General features: G+C 44.6%; 21 protein-coding genes and 2 pseudogenes. 2 read left to right on the forward strand and 21 right to left on the reverse strand.

The genetic code is table 11. The features are described 5' to 3' along the window. Positions 1-37: 37 nt before the first annotated feature. The 12 genes and pseudogenes from D5281_RS03705 to D5281_RS03760 all read right to left on the reverse strand — a co-directional run. Complete coding sequence (locus D5281_RS03705) at positions 38-1,456, reverse strand: sugar transferase (protein WP_160558799.1); 1,419 nt, start codon at positions 1,454-1,456, stop codon at positions 38-40. A 52-nt stretch (positions 1,457-1,508) separates the two neighbouring features. Continuing rightward, complete coding sequence (locus D5281_RS03710; protein ID WP_160558800.1) at positions 1,509-2,828, reverse strand: sedoheptulokinase; 1,320 nt, start codon at positions 2,826-2,828, stop codon at positions 1,509-1,511. 240 nt (positions 2,829-3,068) lie between these two features. Next, a complete protein-coding gene (locus D5281_RS03715; RefSeq protein WP_160558801.1) occupies positions 3,069-3,335 on the reverse strand; it encodes a glyoxalase in 267 nt (88 codons plus the stop codon). A gap of 91 nt (positions 3,336-3,426) precedes the next feature. Next, on the reverse strand, positions 3,427-4,224 hold the full coding sequence (locus D5281_RS03720; RefSeq protein WP_160558802.1) for an HAD family hydrolase: 798 nt from the start codon (positions 4,222-4,224) through the stop codon (positions 3,427-3,429). A 48-nt stretch (positions 4,225-4,272) separates the two neighbouring features. Continuing rightward, positions 4,273-4,929 (reverse strand): Maf family protein, encoded by a 657-nt coding sequence (locus D5281_RS03725; RefSeq protein WP_160558803.1) that lies wholly within the window; start codon positions 4,927-4,929, stop codon positions 4,273-4,275. After that, positions 4,922-7,063 carry an RNA degradosome polyphosphate kinase gene (locus D5281_RS03730; RefSeq protein ID WP_160558804.1) on the reverse strand — a complete coding sequence of 714 codons (2,142 nt, stop codon included), beginning with the start codon at positions 7,061-7,063 and terminating at the stop codon, positions 4,922-4,924. Before D5281_RS03730 ends, D5281_RS03725 begins: the two co-directional genes overlap by 8 nt. Positions 7,064-7,137: 74 nt before the next feature. Beyond that, positions 7,138-8,682: a Ppx/GppA phosphatase family protein gene (locus tag D5281_RS03735; RefSeq protein WP_160558805.1), complete on the reverse strand. Its 1,545-nt coding sequence runs from the start codon at positions 8,680-8,682 to the stop codon at positions 7,138-7,140. Further along, positions 8,673-9,998, reverse strand: coding sequence for an ATP-binding protein (locus D5281_RS03740; protein ID WP_160558806.1), 1,326 nt, complete (start codon positions 9,996-9,998; stop codon positions 8,673-8,675). Before D5281_RS03740 ends, D5281_RS03735 begins: the two co-directional genes overlap by 10 nt. Positions 9,999-10,108: 110 nt before the next feature. Further along, a complete protein-coding gene (gene pheA, locus D5281_RS03745) occupies positions 10,109-11,233 on the reverse strand; it encodes a prephenate dehydratase (RefSeq protein ID WP_160558807.1) in 1,125 nt (374 codons plus the stop codon). A gap of 155 nt (positions 11,234-11,388) precedes the next feature. After that, a complete protein-coding gene (locus tag D5281_RS03750) occupies positions 11,389-12,222 on the reverse strand; it encodes an ABC transporter permease (protein WP_277935154.1) in 834 nt (277 codons plus the stop codon). Continuing rightward, positions 12,206-12,997 (reverse strand): ABC transporter permease, encoded by a 792-nt coding sequence (locus D5281_RS03755; RefSeq protein WP_160558808.1) that lies wholly within the window; start codon positions 12,995-12,997, stop codon positions 12,206-12,208. The genes D5281_RS03750 and D5281_RS03755 overlap by 17 nt, the downstream gene beginning before the upstream one ends. Positions 12,998-13,104: 107 nt before the next feature. Next, positions 13,105-13,779 (reverse strand): annotated as a pseudogene (locus D5281_RS03760) (ABC transporter ATP-binding protein); the annotation flags it as partial. A gap of 769 nt (positions 13,780-14,548) precedes the next feature. Here D5281_RS03760 and D5281_RS03765 point away from each other — a divergent pair. Continuing rightward, positions 14,549-15,583, forward strand: a complete 1,035-nt coding sequence (locus D5281_RS03765) for a DUF5050 domain-containing protein (RefSeq protein ID WP_160558809.1) — start codon at positions 14,549-14,551, stop codon at positions 15,581-15,583. Between the two features lie 83 nt (positions 15,584-15,666). Here D5281_RS03765 and D5281_RS03770 read toward each other — a convergent pair whose 3' ends face one another. Then, a complete protein-coding gene (locus D5281_RS03770; protein ID WP_277935162.1) occupies positions 15,667-15,864 on the reverse strand; it encodes a DUF6472 family protein in 198 nt (65 codons plus the stop codon). A 70-nt stretch (positions 15,865-15,934) separates the two neighbouring features. Next, positions 15,935-17,218, reverse strand: coding sequence for a bifunctional folylpolyglutamate synthase/dihydrofolate synthase (locus D5281_RS03775; RefSeq protein ID WP_160558811.1), 1,284 nt, complete (start codon positions 17,216-17,218; stop codon positions 15,935-15,937). Positions 17,219-17,310: 92 nt separating this feature from the next. On the opposite strand from D5281_RS03775, the gene D5281_RS03780 reads away from it, so the two are divergent. Next, positions 17,311-17,697, forward strand: coding sequence for a putative ABC transporter permease (locus D5281_RS03780; RefSeq protein WP_277935156.1), 387 nt, complete (start codon positions 17,311-17,313; stop codon positions 17,695-17,697). A 30-nt stretch (positions 17,698-17,727) separates the two neighbouring features. Here the strand turns inward: D5281_RS03780 and D5281_RS03785 are convergent, their stop codons facing one another. From D5281_RS03785 to D5281_RS03820, 7 genes and pseudogenes are all read right to left on the reverse strand, one after another. Then, the gene (locus tag D5281_RS03785; protein WP_160558812.1) at positions 17,728-18,102 is read right to left on the reverse strand and encodes a PH domain-containing protein; all 375 of its coding nucleotides are present in this window, start codon (positions 18,100-18,102) and stop codon (positions 17,728-17,730) included. Positions 18,103-18,311: 209 nt separating this feature from the next. After that, the gene (locus D5281_RS03790; protein ID WP_160558813.1) at positions 18,312-18,476 is read right to left on the reverse strand and encodes a hypothetical protein; all 165 of its coding nucleotides are present in this window, start codon (positions 18,474-18,476) and stop codon (positions 18,312-18,314) included. A 62-nt stretch (positions 18,477-18,538) separates the two neighbouring features. Then, positions 18,539-18,898 (reverse strand): integrase core domain-containing protein, encoded by a 360-nt coding sequence (locus D5281_RS03795; protein WP_160558814.1) that lies wholly within the window; start codon positions 18,896-18,898, stop codon positions 18,539-18,541. Then, complete coding sequence (locus D5281_RS03800; protein ID WP_330584809.1) at positions 18,862-19,290, reverse strand: IS3 family transposase; 429 nt, start codon at positions 19,288-19,290, stop codon at positions 18,862-18,864. Before D5281_RS03800 ends, D5281_RS03795 begins: the two co-directional genes overlap by 37 nt. An 18-nt stretch (positions 19,291-19,308) precedes the next feature. Beyond that, positions 19,309-20,277, reverse strand: a complete 969-nt coding sequence (locus tag D5281_RS03805) for an aldo/keto reductase (protein ID WP_160558816.1) — start codon at positions 20,275-20,277, stop codon at positions 19,309-19,311. Positions 20,278-20,289: 12 nt separating this feature from the next. Then, a pseudogene (locus D5281_RS03815) lies at positions 20,290-21,060 on the reverse strand (aldo/keto reductase). Beyond that, entirely contained in the window at positions 20,996-22,153 is a 1,158-nt protein-coding gene (locus tag D5281_RS03820) for an MATE family efflux transporter (protein ID WP_160558818.1), read from the reverse strand. The pseudogene D5281_RS03815 and the gene D5281_RS03820 overlap by 65 nt, the downstream one beginning before the upstream one ends. Between the last annotated feature and the right edge of the window lie 65 nt (positions 22,154-22,218).

Raw genomic sequence — 22,218 nt, forward strand, 5'->3', positions numbered from 1 at the left:
TTCTCTTAAATTTCTCACTTTTTCCATCATTTACTATCTATTTTGCGCCCTTCCCCTGGAACACCGCCAAAGCTGTCTTAAAGAGAATCTTCACATCCAGCATAAAGGACCAATTGTCAATATACTCCACATCCAATTTCACAATTTCCTCAAAATCTGTAATGTCACTTCTGCCGCTGACCTGCCACATACCTGTAAGTCCCGGCCGGAAACTAAGACGCTTTTTGTGATAAGGGCTGTACTGTGCAAACTCGTCTAACGTAGGCGGTCTGGTTCCCACCAGACTCATATCTCCCTTTAATATATTAAGAAACTGTGGAAATTCATCTAAACTGGTCCTTCTCATAAACCGGCCAATTTTTGTAATTCTGGGATCGTTTTCTATTTTAAACATAAGACCGCTCATCTCATTTTGACTCATCAATTCTTTTTTGCGTTCCTCTGCGTCCGCATACATGGAACGGAATTTATACATATTAAAAATACGCCCATTACGCCCCACCCTCTTTTGTGCAAAGAAAACAGGCCCTGGAGATTCCAGTTTAATGAGCGGCCCTGCCACCACCGTAAGCAGCAAAAGAACGATACAGCCTGCCATGGCTCCGCATAAATCTAGCAATCTCTTTAAAATAATCTGTCCCACAGGCGCTACCCTGTTGGCATAGGTAACCGTATAAAAACGGCCAAATTGGGAAAGCACCTTTTGTCTGGCGCCGCTTAGCTCCGGCACCGGAATCTGATAGTGAATGGTAATGCCCATCTCTGACATAAGCTCCATTTTAGGAAGGATGCTTTTCTTTTTTCCCGCTCCCACTGCCACAATGATTTCATCCAGGGAAGCCCCTTTGCAGTATTCCACCAGATGTTCTTCATCTGTTACCACCTCAACATCCTCAAGTTTCTCCAGTCTATCCTCCATTCCCACCAAAACAATTCCGGTAATCTCATACCGGAAATCCTTCATGCCTTTCATGTCCTGTATCAGGGCCGCCGCATATTCTTCATCCGCCACCATCAAAAGCTTTCTGGTCTGTCCAAAATGCACATAGAGAAAAGGCAGTATCTTTTTCCAAAGCTGGTGCAGCAAAAACATCAGCCCACAGTCAAGTAACAGGAAATACATAAAAGCAAGACGGGAATAGGCATCTATCAGATTCAAAAAATACAAAATAGTTGCCGCGCCTGCAAACATAAGAATATTGTTTTGTATAATATGGACCACCTCATGCAAAGGCCCTCTCAAAAAGATATCTCTGTTTGTGTTGCGGAACAGATTCATTGCAAGAAAAACCGTCAGACTGGCTCCGAGAAGCATCCCAAAGTCCATGCGGGCATTATCACTGACAAATAACCTGCCATTCCTAATATAATTGGCCAGAATCAAGCTGACCGTAATACAGATACAGTCCAGCATGAGTATGATTAGACTTTGCAGTCTTGATTTTCTCTGATACATCTAGACACCCCCATACTTCCCATCACCGGCAAATGGCGTAACAGGCGCAAACTTATTCCGCCCTTTTTCTCTTATATAAACTGCTAATGGCTGCGCCGCTGGCGGCTTCTTCCTTATATTTTGCCAAATGCAGACTGGCTCCAAACATTTCTTCAAAAATATACTGTAACACCGTATTTTTCCGCACTCCGTTTCCGGAGGCAATCAGCTCATCCGCCTTGATACCCGTATGTTTTTGAATCACCTCAAACATATCGTACAGTTCTCCGGCAATCCCTCTTAAAACTCCATAGATAAGGCTCTGTGGTGTAAAATTATCTTTGCTTATGTTCCCAATGCTCCCCCTAAGCGCAGGGTCTGTGCGGGTGCCATTAAAGGTGGTTGTTACCACCATGCCATCCTGCATCTTGATGCCTTTTCCCGCCAGCTTTTCCATTATATCATATTGGGCGGTATCTTCAAAACCTGCCGCCACCATGTAGCTTCTAAAGAAATTTTCCAATATGGCGTAGGCCCTTCCGCCACAAAGGGATGAACCTGCCAAAAGGAACTTATCCTCCGTCAGCGGTCTTGCTTCGATACCATCCGTCTCAAAAAACCGGTCGGACATTACAGAAACCTGGGCGCCAGTCCCTACATTGAGCAAAACTGTGTTTTTCTGAAAGCCTACTGCCCCAAGAAAGCTTGCCTGATTGTCCCCAATTGCAATCGTCACCGGCCTCCCCTGATAGGTGCCAATCACTGAAAAAGCATCTGACACCTTCGGCAGCACATCCGTATGCATGCCCAGTCTGTTAAGCTTATCCTTTTGAAATTCCTTTTTCCTTCCATCAAAAAAGCCAAGGCTGGACGCCATACTGATATGTAAAAGCGGTTCCTTCCTGCCTGTCATTACCATTCCCAGGTAATCGGAAATGGTACAAAACGATACGCCCTTTTCAGGGAGCAGTCCCTTTTTACATTGATACAAATAGGTTACAAGTCCATATCCGGTAAAGACCTGTGCGCCGCTTTGCTGCCTGATCCATTCTACCAATGACAAGCCGTCAAACTGTGTAAGATTTCCACGCTGATCCTGCCATGTATAAAGGGGGCTGCAGCATTTCCCCTGGCTATCCACATACAAGATACCATGCATCTGCCCCGTAAGTCCAATGGCTGCCGCATCCGGATGTAATTGCAGCAGCTCATCCAATACATTTTTTGCTTTTTCTATTATTATATCTACATCCTGAATCCGTTCCCATTCATGCTCTGTGTGAATAAAGCTTCCATTTTCAATCGTGCGGGCATCAAGTACTTTTTCCTGTACATCATCCAAAACCACTGCACTGATTGTAGTCGTACCAATATCAATCCCTATTGCTTTCATCTTAATCCTCCACACTTTCCGCCATGATGCTTTGCGGCACGTACAATAAATCATTCAAATGAATCGCCACAAGGCATCCCTATCAATTGGTCAACAGTATAAAAATTGAAAAGGTGTAGAGTCCTATCATTTCATGAGACTTTACACCTTGTTTGTACGGTTACTATATTCAGTCATCACTTTATTTAGCCAATATCAGTAAGAATAACATTTATCTGTGAAAAATTTATTTTCACAGTATTATCCCTCAACAATCAAATACCTGCCATCTCCAATATCAAACACCTCATTGGCTTCAAGGATTTCATCCCCTCTTGCTCCGTCCACATCAACCCCCGCTTCTTCAAAGTAATCCCATACCTCATCAATAGAATTCACCACCACTGCCAGACATTCCTCAAGAAATGCTTCAGCCTCTTCCAAATTAGAAGCTACATCCTCCTCTGGAAACAACTGACCCTGATTGTCTAAAAAGCACTGTAATACAGCATCATCAAATTCATGCATACCCGTTCCTCCTATGACAATATTTATTGGTATTATTATCGTTTGAACTGTTATCATTATTATGCTGTACTACCTCTATATAAGTCAATACTTACTGAAAAATTTTTGCTTTGATGATCTGGTAAACCCCCTTTTCACGCCACCCAGGACAAATCGCGCCTGCCGCTCTCTTTACATGCTCCGGCGCCGTCTCCACTGCATAGCTCTCACCTGCTGCCTGCATCAAACCTAAATCATTGTCATTGTCTCCGAAAGCCATGGTCTCCTGCCTGTCGATCCTCAGATGCTCCTCCAGGATTTTAAGCCCATTTCCTTTATCCACCGACTTGTCCATGAAGTCCACCCATTCTTCCCCAGCCATACATGCCTTAATATTTTGCTCCCAGGCAGGGATAAAACAGCTCTCCCCCAGACTCCGAATGCTGCCTTTTTTATAAACTGCAATTTTTATAATCTCATCCTCCTGCGAGAGGACATCATTCACCTGCCTAAAAGTATTGTGATACCCATAAGTGATCAGGTCAATGAACGCCTGATTCTTACTTTCAACCAGGCTCCCATTAGGCGTAGAAATGATTGTCTCACATTCCCCATAATAAGGGCGCAGCATTTTCATAATTCCTTCGACATACTCCCGCTTCATGGGTGTTACAGAAATATTTTTATGCTGATAACGAATATGCGCACCGTTTTCTGCAATGTAGGCAATATCATCCGCCACATTCCGGAACACATTTTTAAGACTTTGATACTGCCTGCCGCTGGCGGCGCAGAACAAAATTCCTTTTTCTTTTAATCTCCGAATCATCTCCTCCATCTCCGGATACAAATTCGGAGTAGAGTCCTGAATCAGTGTTCCGTCCACATCAGATGCTATCAATCGAATCATTTTTTACCCCCTGTATACGATACCAAGCCTTTTACCATATATCTCAAACTATTCTTGCGATGCTGCATTCATATCCCCTCTGTGTTCATGTACCAGCGATATTTTTTTCATCTCCTGATACAGCCTTGCAATGGGCAGCCCCACCACATTATAAAAATCTCCATTTATCTCTTTCACATAAGCGGCACATTTTCCCTGTATGCCATAGGCGCCGGCCTTATCCATCGGCTCTCCGCTCTCCACATAAGCGCAGATTTCCTCCTCACTCATAGGATACATGGTCACGTCCGTCCTCTCATAAAAAGAGGTCTTTCCCATCTCCTCACCCTCTGTCTGCTGGGCGTGTTCCTTCCATATTAAAGTAACGCCCGTATAGACCTGATGGGTCCGCCCCTGCAAAAGAGAAAGCATCTCCTGGGCTTCCTTCTCATCCTTAGGCTTTCCCAGTATTTTGTTCTCCACAGCCACCACCGTATCGGCGCCCGCCACCACAGCCCCGTTTCTTTTTTCCGGGGAAAGCCTGTGAAAAATGTCCCGGGCTTTTCTTGCGGAAAGCTCCATCACCATCTCATAAGGCACTGTGCTTTCCATCTTTTCTTCCACACCGCTTGGCATTACCTCAAATTCCATTCCAATCTGGTCAAGCAGCTCCCGCCGCCTTGGGGAGGCGGAGGCTAAAATCAACTTATAACCCAATTTATTCATGATGCATTTCCGGGATAAAAACCCTGCTATTTACCAAAAGCTCCTGCTTTTTGGCAGCCTGGACCGCCATATTACAGAACTCTAGCTGAGAATTAAAATATCCCTTTCCTCTCTTATCTACTTTTTCATATGCGCCGCTTGGGGTAAGGATATGGGCCTTTACCGTATCCCGAAGCTGCATCTGAAGAATTGTCATCAGCTTCTTTTGTAATTCCGGGCGGTCTATGGGGAACATAATCTCCACACGGCGCTCTAAGTTTCTGGGCATCCAGTCGGCGCTGGCGCAGTAATATTCCGGCTTGCCGCCGTTTTCAAAGTAAAAAATACGGCTGTGCTCTAAGAAATTTCCCACGATGGAGCGGACGGTAATATTCTCTCCGATTCCGGGCAGCCCTGTTTTTAAGCAGCAGATTCCTCTGATGATCAACTCAATTTTTACCCCTGCCGCTCCGGCCTCATATAAAGCCTCTATCACATCCTTATCGCATAAACTGTTGATTTTGGCGATAATATGGCCTTCTTTTCCTGCCAGCGCATTTTCCTTTTCCCTGCCTATCAAAAATAAAAACCTGTCCTTAAGCCACAAGGGAGCCAGGGACAACTTATTCCAGCTAAGGGGTTCCGAATAGCCTGAGAGCATGTTAAACACTGCCGTTGCATCCTCTCCTATGTAGGACGCACACGTAAAGAGCCCTACGTCTGTGTATAGTTTCGCCGTTGCATCATTGTAATTGCCGGTTCCCAGGTGTACGTACCGCCTGATACCGTCTTCTTCCCTTCGCACCACCAACGTAATCTTACTGTGGGTTTTTAGGCCCACCAATCCATAAATCACGTGGCATCCTGCCTTTTCCAGCTTCTTCGCCCACACAATATTATTTTCCTCGTCAAACCGTGCCTTTAGCTCTACCAGCACAGAAACCTGTTTACCGTTCTCCGCCGCCTGGGCAAGGGCCGCGATAATAGGAGAATTGCCGCTGACACGGTAAAGAGTCTGCTTGATGGCAAGCACATCCGGATCCCCTGCCGCCTGTCTGATAAACTCCACCACCGGACCAAAGGACTCATAGGGATGGAACAGCAGCAAATCCTCTTTCCTGATTTGTTCAAAAATATTGCAATCCGCAGGAAGCTCCGGTACCGGCTGGGGACCTGCATAAGCCTTTTCCTTTAAATGGTCAAAGCCGGGCAGACCATACATTTTCATAAGGAAGGTCAAATCCAAAGGTCCATCAATTCTGTAAATATCCTCCTGTCTTACATGAAGGTCCTCTACCAATATCTTTAAGAGCTTCTTATCGATCCCTTCCTCCACCTCTAAGCGGATCGCCTGGCCCCACTGACGCTTTTTCAGCTGTTTTTCAATTTCTTTTAATAAATCCTCCGCCTCGTCCTCCTCTATGGACAGGTCCGCATTCCGCATAATGCGGAAGGGATGGGCGCATACAATGTCATAATTAAGAAACAGCTTATGAATATTCCTCTCTATCACTTCCTCCAAAAGAATAACCGCCTTTTCCTGCGTATTCCCGGAAGGGTTCTTTGTATGAATCTCCACGATTCTTGAAAGGACGCTGGGCACCTGCACCGTGGCAAACTCAAGCTCTCCCTTCCCATCTTTCTTTCTCACCAGAGCGCCAATATTCAGTGTTTTATTCCGAATCAGCGGAAAAGGCCGGGAAGAATCCACCGCCATGGGCGTTAACACAGGATAGACATTCTCCTCATAATATTCATCCACATAGGCTGCTTCTTTTTCCGTCAAATCCTCATGATGGGCAACCACCCTAAGCCCGTTTGTCTTAAGCTGGGGAATAATGGATCGGTTATAAACCAAATATTGCTTATCCACCAGATCATGGGTGGCTTCATTTAAAGCTAAGAGCTGCTCAGTAGGCGTCATACCGGCAATATCAGGCTTCGTATATCCTGCATTCACCATATCCTTTAAGGACGCCACTCTGACCATAAAAAATTCATCCAAATTAGAAGCCGTAATGCTCAAAAACTTAAGTCTTTCAAACAACGGATTGTTTTTATCCCTGGCCTCACTGAGCACTCTCTTATTAAATAACAGCCAGCTCAATTCCCTGTTGCTATAATTTTCCGGGTTCTCGTACCCCGCCTTGCTCATGATTCCCTACCTCCCCTTACTTAAATTTTTTATCTAAGAATCAATGAAAAATTTTTGTTATGAAAACATCTCCCTTACGGTATCCGTTTTTTCCTGATAACAGGTCTGACATGATACACCTCCTGGAAAAAATCAGCCCTGGCCCCAAACAACCCTTTTTCCAACGTAATATCCGCCTCTGTGTCTACCGTGATAAACAGCTCATCTTCTTTCAAAGCAATCTTCACATTCCTGAATTTTTGCTTATGAGTCCTGTCCAGCCCATTTGCCATACGCAAAATTGCCGTCAGCTTCGCAATTTTTAAATAGGAATCCTCATCTAATGTGCTAAGACTCCCGCTTTCCTCATCATAATCAAATTCTAGATGATTATATTTCACCACATTTGCGACAATCTCTCTCTCCATATGGGACAAGCCGATAATTTCCGTTGCCATAATAATGCTGTAGGAGCATTCCCCTAAATTGACCATACTGATATACTTCCCACAGTCATGCAAAATAGTGGAAATCTGTAAAAGAAGCCTTTCCCTTCTGCCAAGGCCGTGCACCTTTTTCATACTGTCAAAAATAGTAAGCGCGATTTTCTCAAGCGTCTCGCTTCTTTTCTTACTGCCCCGGTAACGCTTGCTTATGTTTTGGGCGCAGGCAACAATATCCTTCTCGAAGTCGTGTGTGGATGTGATGATTTTATTTTTTTCCGCATACTCGTAGGCAATGCCATCGCAGAGCGTCACCCCCGGCACCCAGAGCTGCTCCGCCCCCATATCGTCCATGATACTTTTCACAAGCTTAAGGGCAATGAACAAATGGGGCATATTTTCTTCCGGCGTATCAAGGGCCTTTGCCAGTTCCGTCAGGGTTTTGGTGTGGCAGATTTCCAAAAAGTATTCCATTTTTTTCTTATCCACAAAGCCGTTTGCCACACCATCGTTCATCTTATGTTTTACCAGCGTAGAAATATAGTCATCCACGATAATGATGCTTTTGATCTGCCGGTCTTTCAAATACAGCTTTTTGTACACATTCATCTGGGGGGCCAGCATTTCCTCCACCAGCCTGTCGTAATGGCGAATGCTTACCCCCAGCTGATTTAAATGTTCCTGTATCCGCAAGACGCCAAGCTTCATATTTTGTGTGGAAACCAGCGTATCATTGTCAAAAAGAGAAATCTGAATACTTCCTCCTCCGATATCCAAAATAGCGGTTCCGCTTTCGATGATTTTTAAAAAGCCTTCTCCCTGAAAGGCAATGGATTTATAGTCAAGAAAACGCTGCTCGGAATTACTGAGCACATTTATCTGTATTCCCGTTCTTAGCGCAATCTGGTTTAAAAGAATCGACCTGTTTTCAGATTCCCGGATGGCGCTGGTGCCATAGGCCACATAATCCTCCACCTGATAAGACTTCATGATATCGGCGAATTCCCGCAGCACACGGCACAGCTCACCTACCCTTTCATGGGACAGCTTTCCTTTCGTATAAGTTTCCGTTCCCATATCAATGCCGTGGCGTACATGATCAATCTCCCGCATTCCCCTTACTTTGGAAACCTCGAATATTTTCATGGCCAGCTCATAGGAACCTATGTCTATGGCGGCAAAAGTTTTTACTGACATGCATACCCCTTCCTTCCAAGTAAATAATCAATAAACTGCTGGGCGCATCTGCCGGAAAGCCCTCCGTGGGCAAGCTCCCACTTATTCGCCTCAAGCAAAAGCTCCTCCCTCGGCATGGTAAGATGATGACGCTTCGCAAGTACCTCCACTATATTTTGAAATTCCTTTTTGTCCGGCGCTGCAAAATAGATGGTAACGCCAAAGCGGGCGGATAGTGAAAGCTTCTCCTGCACAGTATCTTTGCCATGCAAGTCATCCCTTCCTTCTCCCTTATCTGAAAACTTCTCCCGTATCAGATGACGCCTGTTGGAGGTGGCGTAAATCAGCACATTAGGCGGCTTCTTCTCCAAACCACCTTCTATCACAGCCTTCAAATATTTATACTCTATTTCAAAATCCTCGAAGCTCAAATCATCCATATATATGATAAATTTATAGTTCCTGTTTTTAATCTGGGTGATCACTGCGTTCAAATCTTGAAACTGGTGCTTGTACAATTCTATGATGCGAAGCCCCTTTTCATAATACGCGTTGACGATTCCTTTTATGCTGGATGATTTACCCGTCCCCGCATCCCCAAAAAGCAGGCAGTTATTGGCTTTTCTTCCCTCCACAAAGGCCTCCGTATTTTCAACCAGCTTTTGTTTGGGGATTTCATAGCCTACCAAATTCTCCAGGTATACGTGGGCGATTTTTTGTATGGGCACGATCTCTACGCCCCTTTCCCTATGCGCTACTCTGAAGGCCTTATGCAGGCCGAATTTTCCCACGCCATATTCTTTATAAAATTCGGTAAGCGTATCCTTCATTTCTTCTGGCGTTTGATTTTTGGTAAACTGGACCGCCAAATCACAAATTCTGTCCCTGATGCGGCTGTTGTATACCCTGCCTGCATCATCGCCGGATCTATATTCCGTAATCAGTTCAAAGACTTCCACCGACAAAGTTCTTACCATATCTGAAAAATCATAGTCAAAAAGCTCTTTAAAGATAGCTATATCGTGAAGCACAGCCTGGTTGATGGTGCCTGTTGCCTTCCCTGTTACCTCACAGGCCATGCTATAGCTGTTTTCATTATTTACAAGAAGGTTAGCCAGATAGCAGTGCCATAAATTGCCGTAAAACCCATGATTTCCCGCCATTTCCAGCATGCGGTGGATACAGCTGTACAAAAGTGCCGCCTTATTCTCCCTGGTCTTGGCTTCCTTATCCGTGGGTTCTTCCTTATAATGCTCCATAAGCCACGCCATATCCTGCAGAAGGCGGCCTTCGTCCTTTGGAAACTCCTTATATACAATCAATTCCTGTTCTCGCATGATTTATGTCTTACCTCATTTCGAAGCTTTTATGTTTGCAAGCCTTTCACCAACACTCATCTCGAATCCTGAAATTGGTGATGCTGTGCATATCTCAACTTGGCATCTTACTAATAATTTCCCAGAATCCGCATATTCCGCGCTTCTTCCCGCAAGCCCCGCAGGGCATTTTTCACTGAGCTGTCCGACAGATTCCCGTCAAAGTCAATGAAAAACCGATATTCCCAATTTCTACCCTCTATGGGTCTGCTCTCGATCCTGTTCATATTCAGATTGTTATAGATAAAATGGGAAAGCATGTGATACAAAGAGCCGCTTTCGTGAGGCACCTCAAAGCATATGCTTACCTTCTTTGCATCCTTCAAAAAAACCTTCTGATTGGTCACAATAATAAAACGGGTGGAGTTGGTACTGGACTGGTTCACCCCTTTAGCCAGCACTTCAAGCCCATACAGCTTCGCTGCATGTTCACTTGCAATGGCCGCCTTATGCTTATCCTCACTGCCAGCCACCTTCTTAGCCGCAAATGCATTGTTCTGCATGCTGATTTGCTGCCAATTGTGTTCATTTAAGAACCGGGCCGACTGCATCAGGGACTGGGGATGGGAATACACTATCTCAATATCCTCTATCTTCGTGCCGGGCAAAGCCATCAGGCAATGCTCAATCTTAATAATCTGTTCCCCCACAATATAGTTTTCAAATTCTGCCAGCAAATCATAAATTTCACTGACAATCCCAGCCGTGGAGTTTTCAATCGGCAGCACTGCAAAGTCAGCACTGCCCTCGTCAATGGCAATCATTGCATCCCGAAAAGTGTCCACATGAAAGCTGTTCACCTGCTCCCCAAAATATTGAATCATGGCCGCCTGGGAATAGGCGCCGTCTGCTCCCTGAAAAACCACCCTTGCCTTTTCCTCATAGAGTCTGTCTACTCCTATAAAAGGAAGTTTCCCAATACTGCCATGCTCCGTCAAAAGGCCATACTGGAGCTTACGGCTCATGGACATAATCTGCTCAAACAGCTCCTCTATCCCATGGCTGTTGAACTCATTGTGGGTTAAGGCCTTCACCTTCCGGAGCTTTTCTTCCTCCCTGGCCTTATCAAAGACCTTTTTGCCGGTTTCTATTTTATATTCTGCAACCTGCCCGGATATATCCATACGCTTTTCATAAAGCGACACAATCTGCTCGTCAATCTCATCAATCTGCTTGCGTAAATTCAATAAATCCATCTCACTCCTCCATGCTTTTGTCCCAAAGCTTCCTGGCACCCTCAAAAAGTTTACAGTTATTCATTTACAAGCGGCGGTTTTTGGTAAAGCTTTCGATTATGCATATTATAGCACCTCTTTCACCCTTTTTCCATAAAATTGTGATTCCTTCCCTCCTATACCCGTGCTCCCATCAGGTTCCCGGAGGAATATCTCCGCAATCCCCTATAAAAGACTGTCACCGCCGCCACCGAAAGCGCACCGGCATATCCAATCACCACAAGCAGTCCCTTTAAATCAAAATCTGTCATAACGTGCACCGGCTGATAAACCATCATCCCGGTCGGTATCATAAAGTAAAGCAGCGTCTTCACAGCTCCCTTAAAAATCCCATCGGGGTAAGTTGCAAAGCTGATAACCACATTCACCATCTGGTCTCCAAAAAGCTCCATCCGCACAAGCCAAAATGACAAGCTCCCCAGCAAAAGGGCAAAAGCCGTTATCATCACCGCACCTGTCACAGTAAATAAAAGAAACAACAGCATCCTTTTTACCTGAAAGCCGGAAAGACTGGCAACAATCAATCCATAGGCCAAATCACCGATGGCCGAAGTATTGGTGGATGAGGTCATCACTCCCAGCAGTACATTTTTCGGCAGAACCAGGTAGGCATCCAGCTTGCCGTTTATGATCAGCTCCGGCAGGGAAAATACCCTGGCAAACAGTATGTGAGAAAGTCCATAACTGCTGGCGCAAAGCCCCCACAGCAGCATAATCTCTTTTAAGGTATATCCCCCAATCTCATCCTTAAGCTGAAACAAAATAACCCATTGCACGAGAAAAGACGCATTGTTCAGTATCATAAAGCAAATATTGGTAAGGAAAGTAACCTTATTTATCATCTCCCGCATAATATTATACTGAATGGAAAGCAGACACACCCGCAGCTGATTCCGCATAGACATAGTCCGCGAAGTATGCCGTCCTTTTCCTTTAACCGCCGTTAACATATAGCTTTTTAACCCCCTTTCCATAGAGAAAGAACATCAAAGAAGTTCCCACACCCAGATACAAAAGCTGTGCTGATAGAATTTCCGGATACTGCTCCATATGGAAATCCACTACCAGCTTTGCAGGGCCATAGCACACCGTGTAAATCGGTGTCAGTTTCATAAAAGGCCTCATGGCTGCCGGAAATATTTCTATGGGGAACACTGTTCCCACAATCAAAATCAGCTTATCATACATCCACTGGAAAGGATGTACGTCCTCAATCCAAAAGGACACCAGACTGATACATAGCTTAAAAATCCCATTAATAGTAATCCCAAGCACAATGCTTATCGCGGATGGAAGCAAAGCAAGAAGTCCGAAGCCTTCTATCTCTCCCACCATTGTAAGCCCAATTGCAGCTGCAAAGAGCGCATACATAGGAATCCGTATACACCACTCTCCCGTATGCCTGGCCAGAATATAAAGCGTATAATGATAGGGCTTATTCATCAGATACGCAATATTCCCGCCTCGTATATCTGCCGTAACCTGCCCTACTACTGCCTCAGAGCGACTGCCAAACCAGATCATTTCCGTAATCATCACATACCAGATCATCTGCTCCTTCGTATACCCGGCAATCCGCATTCCAGGCTCTGCATACAAATAGTCCCAAAGATTGATAAACACAAAGATAAAAATAAAATAACTGACAAATCCCAATGCAATATTCCCAATATATTGCAGGTTTTCCATCAATACAGACCGGTAGATTACCACATACTTTCTCATAAAGACGCTCCTCCCTTTCCTCAAATTATAACCGATTGGCTCTACCCAGCTATTTTCCGCCAACTGATTGTCTTTCAAACTCCTTTGAATCCCAAGTTTATTTAAAATCATCTGCTGCGATAAATTTCCATAATAATATCCTCTAAGGATGCATCCGAAAATTTCAAATGTGCCATGGAATCGTCTAACACAATCTGCCCGGAATTTACAATAATAACACGTTTGCATAGCTTTTCTATGTCCCCGGTGTCATGACTGGTCAAAAAAATCGTAGTATGAAATTCACGATTCATCTGCTGAATCAGAGAACGAATATTTTCTTTCACCACAGGGTCCAGTCCTATGGTAGGCTCATCCAAAAACAGCACCTTAGGCTTATGAATCAAAGAAGCGGCAATCTCACACCGAATACGCTGCCCCAAAGAAAGATTTCTAACTGGCGTGTTGATAAAATCCGAAAGTACAAAGGTATCCGAGAGTTCCTCGATACGCTTTTCAATTTCCCCATCCGCTATGTCATAAATAGCCCCAAAGAACCGAAAATTATCATAAGGCGTCAGGTGCGTCCAGAGCTGTTCCTTTTGCCCAAACACAGTTCCAATCTCATAAGCCAGCTGCTTTCGTCTTTTCGTAGGATCAATTCCCAACACCTTCACATTGCCACCGTCCGGATAAAGAATACCCGTCAGCATTTTAATCGTTGTACTCTTTCCTGCTCCGTTCGGCCCGATAAAGGCTAACATCTCACCCTCCTCCACCGTAAAGGAAACTCCATCCACCGCCTTTATCTCCTTCATCTTCGGTTTAAAAATTGCCTTGATACTGCCTCTCATTCCTTTTTCCTTTCGTTTCACTCGAAAGATTTTTGACAGATTTTCCACTTCAATCACCTTCATTGCTTCTCCCTCCTCATCAACATATACGCAAACACAGCCACCTTTCGCAGCCAGATTTATGAAACAAAAAAACCGCATTGCCATATACACTGTTGTGTATACACCATGCGGTTTCCCTATTACCCTGATTACCGCATAGCCAAATAAGACTTTTCATCCCATGGCCATGCACTTTCCGATTTTACCAGTTGCTATCAGCTTGTTGCCGCTTTGCTGCTCTTTACCAGTTTCGGGTTGTTGGCCATAGTCTGAAAAACCTGAGACGCCGCCATAATCAGACTAAACAATACACTATTTCTGTAACACATATTTGCTCCTTATTCTGTACTTAAGAAATCAATTATTCTATTTACTTTGAACTTCATTTTCACTTTAAATTTCCAAACAATTTATCACAATGCATTATTGTTGTCAAGTTTTTTGTTTAAAATTTAAAAATAATCGTAACAGTTCGGCCGAATGCTGAACTGTTACAAATAATCAAAAAACCCCTAGAGGTTTCCCCTGTTTCATCTCCTGATGAAGGACAAAATATTTTATATTAAACATTTAGATTAGTATTGCACAAAAAATTTTGTCTGATTATAATAGAAACAGAATTGAAAGCGCCTTGATTTGTACAGCCAAATCAGGACGCAAGAATGGGGGAATTTCTATGAAAAAAAATACGAAAATATTAATTGGCGCCTTTGCGCTATTGCTCGTAATCTTCACAGCATTTTTTATATCAGAACTGCTCCATCGGGTTCCGCCCAATGATATTTCTGTCACCGGCAATACCGCAGGAAACTTAAACAATAACGGCCTTTATGCCGAATCAAACGGCAAGGTTTACTTTTCAAATTCATATGATAACGGGTGTCTTTATTCTATGAACTCAGATGAAACGGATTTGCAGAAACTAACCACCTCGCCGGCAAATTCTATCAATGTAGGCGGAAAGCATCTTTATTTTTATATGGATAGCTCAAGTGGAGGGAAAGGGTTAGGTTACGTTATCCGCACCTACGGTGTCTACCGTTCCCGGTTAAATGGCAAAGGTGTTACATGCTTAGACCGCACCGCTTCTGTCACGATGCAGCTGGTAGGGGATTATATTTATTACCAACACTATAATAACAAAGATTTTACCCAGCTCTATAAGGTGAAAACCGATAAATCCGAAAATGTAATGGTGTCCGAAAGTATTATCAATCCAGCCGCCTGCTACAATGGTGTTATTTATTTTAACGGCACGGAAAGAGACCACTTTCTCTATGCTCTTGACACAAGAACCGATACCATATCTACTGTATTTGAAGGAGATCTCTGGTATCCTGCTTACCAGTATGGATATATTTATTATATGGATGTATCTTCCAATTACCGTTTGTGCCGTTATTCTCTTTCTGATAACTCTGTAGAGATTCTCACCGATGACCGGGTGGATACCTTCAATGTAGGGGAAAGCTACATTTACTACCAGAAAAACTCCGCCACTGAACCTGCTCTAATGCGCATGGGACTTGATGGAAGTAATCCTGAAGTGGTTGCAATGGGTAACTACGAAAAAATCAACCTCACATCAAATTATGCATATTTCAATGCCTTTGATGAGCCTACTCCCGTTTACCGCACACCTGTGAACGGTTCCATCAATGTAACACCTTTTACCGCCGCTGAAGATGCGGCAGCGAAGAATGCCAAATAATCTTCCAGGTCATACTATGCCTTTGTAAATGACAGTTGCAGAATCAAAAAACAGATGTAATTGATAAAACTGTTTTTCATCAATTACATCTGTTTTCTTACAATCAAATATTCATCTCCTGGCCGATAATATGGGCAGTCCGTGTAGGAATTTGACAGAAACCTCGCCATCTCATCTTCATCCAAATCCACCTCACAGGTGTAGCACTCATAATCTTCATCATAAACATAATTACCACACTGTTCACAGCTTCCCACAGATCGTTTTGTTTTCTTTTTCATCATTATGCCCCCTTCATATCACAGGCAGTGCTTGCGATACTGCTGCCAATACCCTCAATACTTCGTTACGCTAAATTTTATAATTATCCCTTTTCTTCCCATGCGAATCTTTTCCAATGTTATTTCTTTCCTCGTTTTCCGACACCTTCTCCACAAATTGAATCAGGCTTCCCATACCGGAAAGGCTGCCAAAGGCAACGATAACGGTCTCTTTATCTGCAAGAAGGCAGGCAAGTTCCACTGCTTCCTCCATACTATCTACCGCTGTCACACTCTCGTGGTAATCCCTCATGATACACGCCAGCTCATAAGAAGAAAGACCGTTCTCTCCTCTGGTGGGAATCGTCAAAATCTGCTCCGCCAAAGAGTAGATTTTAAGAGGACAATTCTCCACATCCTGCAGCATTCCCATGATATAAATTACTTTTTTACCGGTAAAATAAAATTGAATTGTCTCTGCAAGCTTTTGGACTCCCTCTGCATCCTTAGCTCCATCTACAATAAAATAAGGCTTCTTTGCCAAAATCTGAAACCGACCTGGTAAGGATACCTCCGCAAAACCTTTGTAAACGGCCTTTTCCGATATAGAAAATCCCATTTCCTTTAGCTGCTTTATCACCTGAAGTGCAAGTACACCATTTTCAATCTGATAAGCTCCTAAAAGTGGAATCGTCAGATTTTTGTATTCCTGATAGGAAAAAATCTGCCTCTCCAGATTTCTTCTTACCCCTGACACTTTAAAAGTATCTGACTTGATAAAAGGTGACTCGGTAAAAGGTATTTTGAAGTCTTTCATCCTTTCCCTCTGTTCTAAGCTGGTGGAGGTTAAAACGTTCATCCATATATTAGGCGTCAAACCAGCCATAGCCTCCCATTCATCAAAGTCTATTTCCCAAACCACAATCTGGCAGCCCTGTTCCTTAAAATGTTGAAAGGCCATTGCCATTTCAAGTTCATGGAATGTGGGATAGGATTTTCCTTCCCACGCCAGCTCCTGACCAAGTGCTCTTAACCGTGTTATCTGCCCACAAAACTCCTTTTTACTAATTGGACGCCCATTCATTCGTATCTTATCCCGTTGGTCAAACACTGCAGGGGAACGATATCCTCCTATGCGATATCCGGCCGCCTTTAACACTTCGGAAACAAAGGCAAGCACGGAACTTTTTCCATTCTCTCCCATAATATAGATAAAGGAAAGCTCCCTTTGGGGATGCCCAAGCTTCTCACAAAGGCTTTCTATATTTGAATGTGAAAGTTCCTTCTTATTTCTTTCCTCCCTTTTCACTTCCTCTATATAATCCATAGCTTCCTGATATGTCATGCGTTTTTCTTCTTCCACTGAGTCCCCCATACTTCCAGCCACCAAAAAATTGGGGCATTGTCGTTACTTACTGCATAAATTTTACCTTTTTATCCCATACTGATACCATGATGAAAACTTTTTTGAAAAAATTTTTAAAATGCGGCCTGCTTGGCTGGTGCCTCGAAATCATATTTACCGCCTTTAGCTCTCTGAAAAAGAGAGACATGCGCCTGCTGGGAAAAACCTCTCTTTGGATGTTTCCCATCTATGGCAGCGTATGCCTGCTTGGTCCTTTATTCAAAAGTTTAAAAAGTCTACCCTCGTATGTCAGGGGGAGCATTTATGCTCTGTGTATTTTCATGGGAGAATATCTGACCGGAAATTTTTTGAAGACCCACAGACTTTGCCCCTGGAATTATGAGCGCTCCCGCTGGCATATTGGCAAGGTTGTGAGACTAGATTACTTTCCGGTCTGGTTCCTGGCAGGACTTTTATTTGAAAGGCTTTTGTCAGACAAAGCCTCCTAAGCCATTCGTTGGCAGATTAATCTGTCCTGCTTAATCTGCGTCCTCCATATCGTCCGCCTCGGTGCCAATATTCAATGTATTTAACGTGCGGCGCCTCATTCTGGCCTGCTCCGATGCCTCAAGAATAAAATTTTTAATCTCTTTGGCATTTCTGATATGGGATAAAATCAATTTAGGGTGCGTTGTATCACCTGTATAGCAAACCACCGTTCCAATTCCCACCAGCCGCTCTCCAAGGGTAGCAACCAGTTCCACATCCTGTACCTTGTACATATAACAGTCATTTTCCGACCTTTTCAAAAAACCACTCACTATGGTGAGCATATCTTCCTTAATATAGTATTTTGTGAAGGTAAAAGGGAGCCCTAAAAACAACCATCTTTTTCTCTCTGTATATTCTGCCATATCCAACCTCCATTTAAAAACTTTGCTTTCTAATTTGTAGTATACTAAATTCATGCTTCTATTGCAAATCATAAGCAAAATCTGGTAATTTATAACAATCGCTATTAAATTAAAATAGGGATAATTTATATAGAATAAATTTAAGAACATATGAAATATTGGTACTATGTCAAGAAAAAGTACAAGTTAAACGTAGGCTTTTTGCAAAATCAATGGAATTCTATCCCACAGTTTTCTGTAATCATGTCTTCCAGATCATCCAATCCGGTTAACATTTCTTCACGGAACTCCTGGTTCCGTTCCATGACGTCTTCCAGCAGATCATATAAATCTTCTTTCTCCTGGAGCAGTGTCTCCACGTTTTGGGGCTTCATCCTGCGCTACCTCCTCTCATTTTATCCATCACTCCCCCTGGCTCTGCTTTTCACAACAGTACTTAACCAGTTTCCTGCATTTTCCTTTCCAGATATTGTTTTTCATATTCGCTGGGGGAGTGGTATCCACAATGGCCGTGGATCCTCACTGTATTGTAGAACGCCTCTATATATTCAAATACAAGCCTGTATGCATGGTTATAATCTATGATACAAAACCGGTTTATCCATTCCCTCTTTATCAGGGAGTGAAAGCTTTCTATGCAGGTGTTGTCCCATGGGCAGGCTTTCGCCGAATAACTGCGTTCCATCCCTGCGGTCGCTTCTTCATAGTCCCGGCACGTATACTGCACTCCGCAGTCGCTGTGGATGACCAGCGGCTGTGTTACATGCCTCTGTTTTCCACAGACTCCAATATCCACTTCGTCTCCAGCGTCTCCCCCAGTGTCCAGGCATTGTTCTTCCTTGAATACAGGTCCATGATGCTGGCCAGGTATACAAAGCCTCTGCAGGTCCATATGTAGGTGATATCCGTACACCATGCTGCATCCGGCCTTTGGGGCTGGAAATCCCGGTTCAATATGTTTTTTAACCTGCTGCTGAAATCAGGGTCCCTTGTTGTACGGGTCCTGTGTTTCCTGTAACATGCCCGGATCCCGATCTCCTTCATGTACTTCCCCACGGTCCTCCCGCTTACGTTGTCGCCTTTCTGCCGCATCTTTTCTGCTATTTTAGGTGCTCTATAGATTTGGTGTGATTCCTCATAGATTCTATACAGCCGAACGGCGATGCCCTCTGCGATGGTTTTTCCTATAAAGCTGCCACTCTGCCGCTACCTATGAAATCCCCGGTGGCCATATACCCTGCACCCATCCAGCGCTTCCTCCAAAGAGCGGAGTTCTTCGTCTGTCAGTTCCACTTTGGACGCATCCAGATTCTCAACAATACGCTCCTTATTTTTTGAACCCGGTATTGGGACTACATTTGGATATTTGTGCAGCATCCACGCCAGGGAAATCTGTGCGTTGGTCGCATTTTTCATCTCCGCATATTTTTTCAAAAGGTCAATGATCGGCTGGTTCCCCGCTATGTTTGCTTTGGAAAGCTGCGGGACCCAGTTCCTGACATCATCGTTTTTCTCAAATTGTGTATCCACCGTAATCTTCCCGGAAAGAAGCCCGCTGGCAATCGGTGAAAACGGGACAAAGCCGATGTTGTTCTCCAGACAGTAAGGGATTACACCCTGTTCCGCGTCCCGCTCCACCATGGAATAAATATTCTGGATTGCAGAAAGAGGCGTCACCCTGTTCGCCTTTTCAATAACAGGTACATCTACCTGGGACAATCCCCAGCCACGGATCAGTCCATCCTCCATAAGCCTTCCCATAGCTTCCGCAATCTTTTCCACGGACACGCCGCCCATTCTGTGGAGATAATATATGTCCACCCAGTCCGTCCCAAGCCGCTTTAGCGAGCCTTCCAAATGTCTGCGGACTGCATGGTAAACAGAGCCCCTTCCGATCGCTTCAAATCCATTTAAGAACAGCTTCGTGGCAATCACCACCTGTTCCCTTACCCCATGTAGCGCTTTTCCCACAATGCGCTCATTATGCCCAATACCGGAAAGGTTCGGGCTGTAGATTTCTGCGGTATCAAAAAACGTACATTTGTTCCGGCAGGCATTCCGGATTGCTTCCACGCTGTATTCCTCCGGCGGTATCTGCCCATAGCCGTGTGAAAACGCCATGCATCCCATGCCGACCTCAGATACTTCAATATTCCTTAATAATCTTGTCTTCATTGCCGCCTCCTATCAATAACCTGCAAACCTCTGATCCCTGTTAAGATCCGTTATCCTCTGCATTTCTTCCTCCGACAGTTCAAAATCAAAAATATCAAAGTTTTCCTGGATATGCGCCTCTTTGCTTGAGCCGGGGATTGCGATATTGCCCGCCTGCAGATGCCAGCGCAGGATCACCTGTGCAGAAGTCTTGCCTTGGGCTTCAGCTATGCTGCTGTTCGTTTCATCATGAAAAAGTGTCTACGTATTTCTCCTTCCGCCCAATGGGAACCAGGATTCCATGACCGTCCCGTACTGGGCAATATGTTCCTTCATCCCCATACTCTGATGGTATGGATGCGTTTCGTTCTGGATCAGGGCAGGGAGAATCGTTGTCGCGTGCACCAGGCGGTCAAAATCCTCCGGCTCATAGTAATTGGACAGCCCGATGGTTCTCAGTTTCCCATCCGCAACGGCCTGCTCCATTGCCTGGTATGCCTCCACATCATTTTCCGGCTGTGAGTGGTGGAGGATCATAAGATCGATATAATCAAGTCCAAGCCTGTCAAGGGATGCATCAACTGCCGCTGCCCCGTCATCGTAATCATCTGTCCACATCTTGGTCGTCACAAAAATTTCTTCCCTGGTTACAAAACCTTCATCAACCGCCCTCTGTATCCCACGCCCAACGCCGGCTTCATTCCTATAAATCCGGGCCGTGTCAATCAGGCGGTATCCGTCACGGAGCGCCCAGTAGACAGAGTTTTCCGCTTCTTCCTGTGAAAAGAACCGCCTCCGATGCATCAAACATGGCAAGCAGAAGCTGCGGCACTGCCAGAAAGACCAGGGTTCCGAAAAACGCAATGACAAGGTTTACCAGGATACTCTTTTTCAGGGTTTCCATAATCCGTTCCCTGTTCCCCGCCCCGAAATTATAGGCGATGATGGATATACCCGCCGTACTCATCCCACCGGCCGGCATAATGACAAAACTCTGGAGCCGGATATAGATCACATAAATTCCAGGGGCCACTGCGGACAGTGACAGAAGAATGTTATTCATGCCAAATGCAAGGACGGATATCAGGCACTGTGACAGTGCCACGGGAACCCCGACTTTTATGATCTCCGCAATCATGCTTCCATCCGGCAGGAATCCTTTTCTCTCGAAACGGACTTCTTTGTTGAAATGTAAATTCATCCAAAAACCCACCGCCGCCGCTACAGCCTGCGCGATCACAGTCGCATATACCGCTCCTGCGATTCCCATGGCAGGAAGCCCAAACCAGCCAAAGATCATGACAGGGTCAAGCACAATATTTACCACTGCTCCTGTCAGCATGGAAACCATGGTGAGATTTGCCTTTCCGGTCGCCGATAAAAGCCTCTCCATCATGACCTGATGCAGGGCGGCAAAGGCCAGCACACTGATGATCTCGCAGTAGGAAATACTCATCTCCAGCACTTCTTCAATATCCGTCTGCATACGGTAAAACGGCTCCATGGCAAACAGTCCTATCAATACAAAGACAATGGATACAAGCCATATCAGCAGCATACCGTTTCCCGCCGCACGGTTTACCCCCTGTTTATCCCCTTCTCCAAGTTTTTTTGACAATACGGAATTAACGCCCACGCCAAGTCCGCTCCCTATGCCCACAGCCAGATACTGGACGGGCATACAAAGGGAGATTGCCGTCAATGCAGAATCGCCTAGCCTTGCCACATACATACTGTCCACAAGTCCGTACAAAACCTGGACGAGCATGGAAATGATCAGCGGCAGGGACATCTTCCTTAAAAGTTTTCCTATGGGAAGCGTCCCCATCTCATTTTCCGCTGCGGTTTCATCTCCGGCATTTCTGCTTAATTCCGCGGTTACTGTTTTTTCTGCCATATATAGACCTCCTTGACTTTTTTATTTATCTGTGATATTCTTATATTTTGCAACTCAAGTTGCTT

The organism is Parablautia muri (assembly GCF_009917485.1).
In the GTDB taxonomy this organism is placed as follows: Bacteria; Bacillota; Clostridia; order Lachnospirales; family Lachnospiraceae; genus Suilimivivens; species Suilimivivens muri.

What these genes read in the sequence shown, in the direction of transcription:
- D5281_RS03705 (WP_160558799.1), bottom strand. Translation starts at nt 1,456, where the DNA reads ATGTATCAGAGAAAATCAAGACTGCAAAGTCTAATCATACTCATGCTG.
- D5281_RS03710 (WP_160558800.1), bottom strand. Translation starts at nt 2,828, where the DNA reads ATGAAAGCAATAGGGATTGATATTGGTACGACTACAATCAGTGCAGTG.
- D5281_RS03715 (WP_160558801.1), bottom strand. Translation starts at nt 3,335, where the DNA reads ATGCATGAATTTGATGATGCTGTATTACAGTGCTTTTTAGACAATCAG.
- D5281_RS03720 (WP_160558802.1), bottom strand. Translation starts at nt 4,224, where the DNA reads ATGATTCGATTGATAGCATCTGATGTGGACGGAACACTGATTCAGGAC.
- D5281_RS03725 (WP_160558803.1), bottom strand. Translation starts at nt 4,929, where the DNA reads ATGAATAAATTGGGTTATAAGTTGATTTTAGCCTCCGCCTCCCCAAGG.
- D5281_RS03730 (WP_160558804.1), bottom strand. Translation starts at nt 7,063, where the DNA reads ATGAGCAAGGCGGGGTACGAGAACCCGGAAAATTATAGCAACAGGGAA.
- D5281_RS03735 (WP_160558805.1), bottom strand. Translation starts at nt 8,682, where the DNA reads ATGTCAGTAAAAACTTTTGCCGCCATAGACATAGGTTCCTATGAGCTG.
- D5281_RS03740 (WP_160558806.1), bottom strand. Translation starts at nt 9,998, where the DNA reads ATGCGAGAACAGGAATTGATTGTATATAAGGAGTTTCCAAAGGACGAA.
- pheA (WP_160558807.1), bottom strand. Translation starts at nt 11,233, where the DNA reads ATGGATTTATTGAATTTACGCAAGCAGATTGATGAGATTGACGAGCAG.
- D5281_RS03750 (WP_277935154.1), bottom strand. Translation starts at nt 12,222, where the DNA reads ATGTTAACGGCGGTTAAAGGAAAAGGACGGCATACTTCGCGGACTATG.
- D5281_RS03755 (WP_160558808.1), bottom strand. Translation starts at nt 12,997, where the DNA reads ATGAGAAAGTATGTGGTAATCTACCGGTCTGTATTGATGGAAAACCTG.
- D5281_RS03765 (WP_160558809.1), top strand. Translation starts at nt 14,549, where the DNA reads ATGAAAAAAAATACGAAAATATTAATTGGCGCCTTTGCGCTATTGCTC.
- D5281_RS03770 (WP_277935162.1), bottom strand. Translation starts at nt 15,864, where the DNA reads ATGAAAAAGAAAACAAAACGATCTGTGGGAAGCTGTGAACAGTGTGGT.
- D5281_RS03775 (WP_160558811.1), bottom strand. Translation starts at nt 17,218, where the DNA reads ATGGGGGACTCAGTGGAAGAAGAAAAACGCATGACATATCAGGAAGCT.
- D5281_RS03785 (WP_160558812.1), bottom strand. Translation starts at nt 18,102, where the DNA reads ATGGCAGAATATACAGAGAGAAAAAGATGGTTGTTTTTAGGGCTCCCT.
- D5281_RS03790 (WP_160558813.1), bottom strand. Translation starts at nt 18,476, where the DNA reads ATGAAGCCCCAAAACGTGGAGACACTGCTCCAGGAGAAAGAAGATTTA.
- D5281_RS03805 (WP_160558816.1), bottom strand. Translation starts at nt 20,277, where the DNA reads ATGAAGACAAGATTATTAAGGAATATTGAAGTATCTGAGGTCGGCATG.
- D5281_RS03820 (WP_160558818.1), bottom strand. Translation starts at nt 22,153, where the DNA reads ATGGCAGAAAAAACAGTAACCGCGGAATTAAGCAGAAATGCCGGAGAT.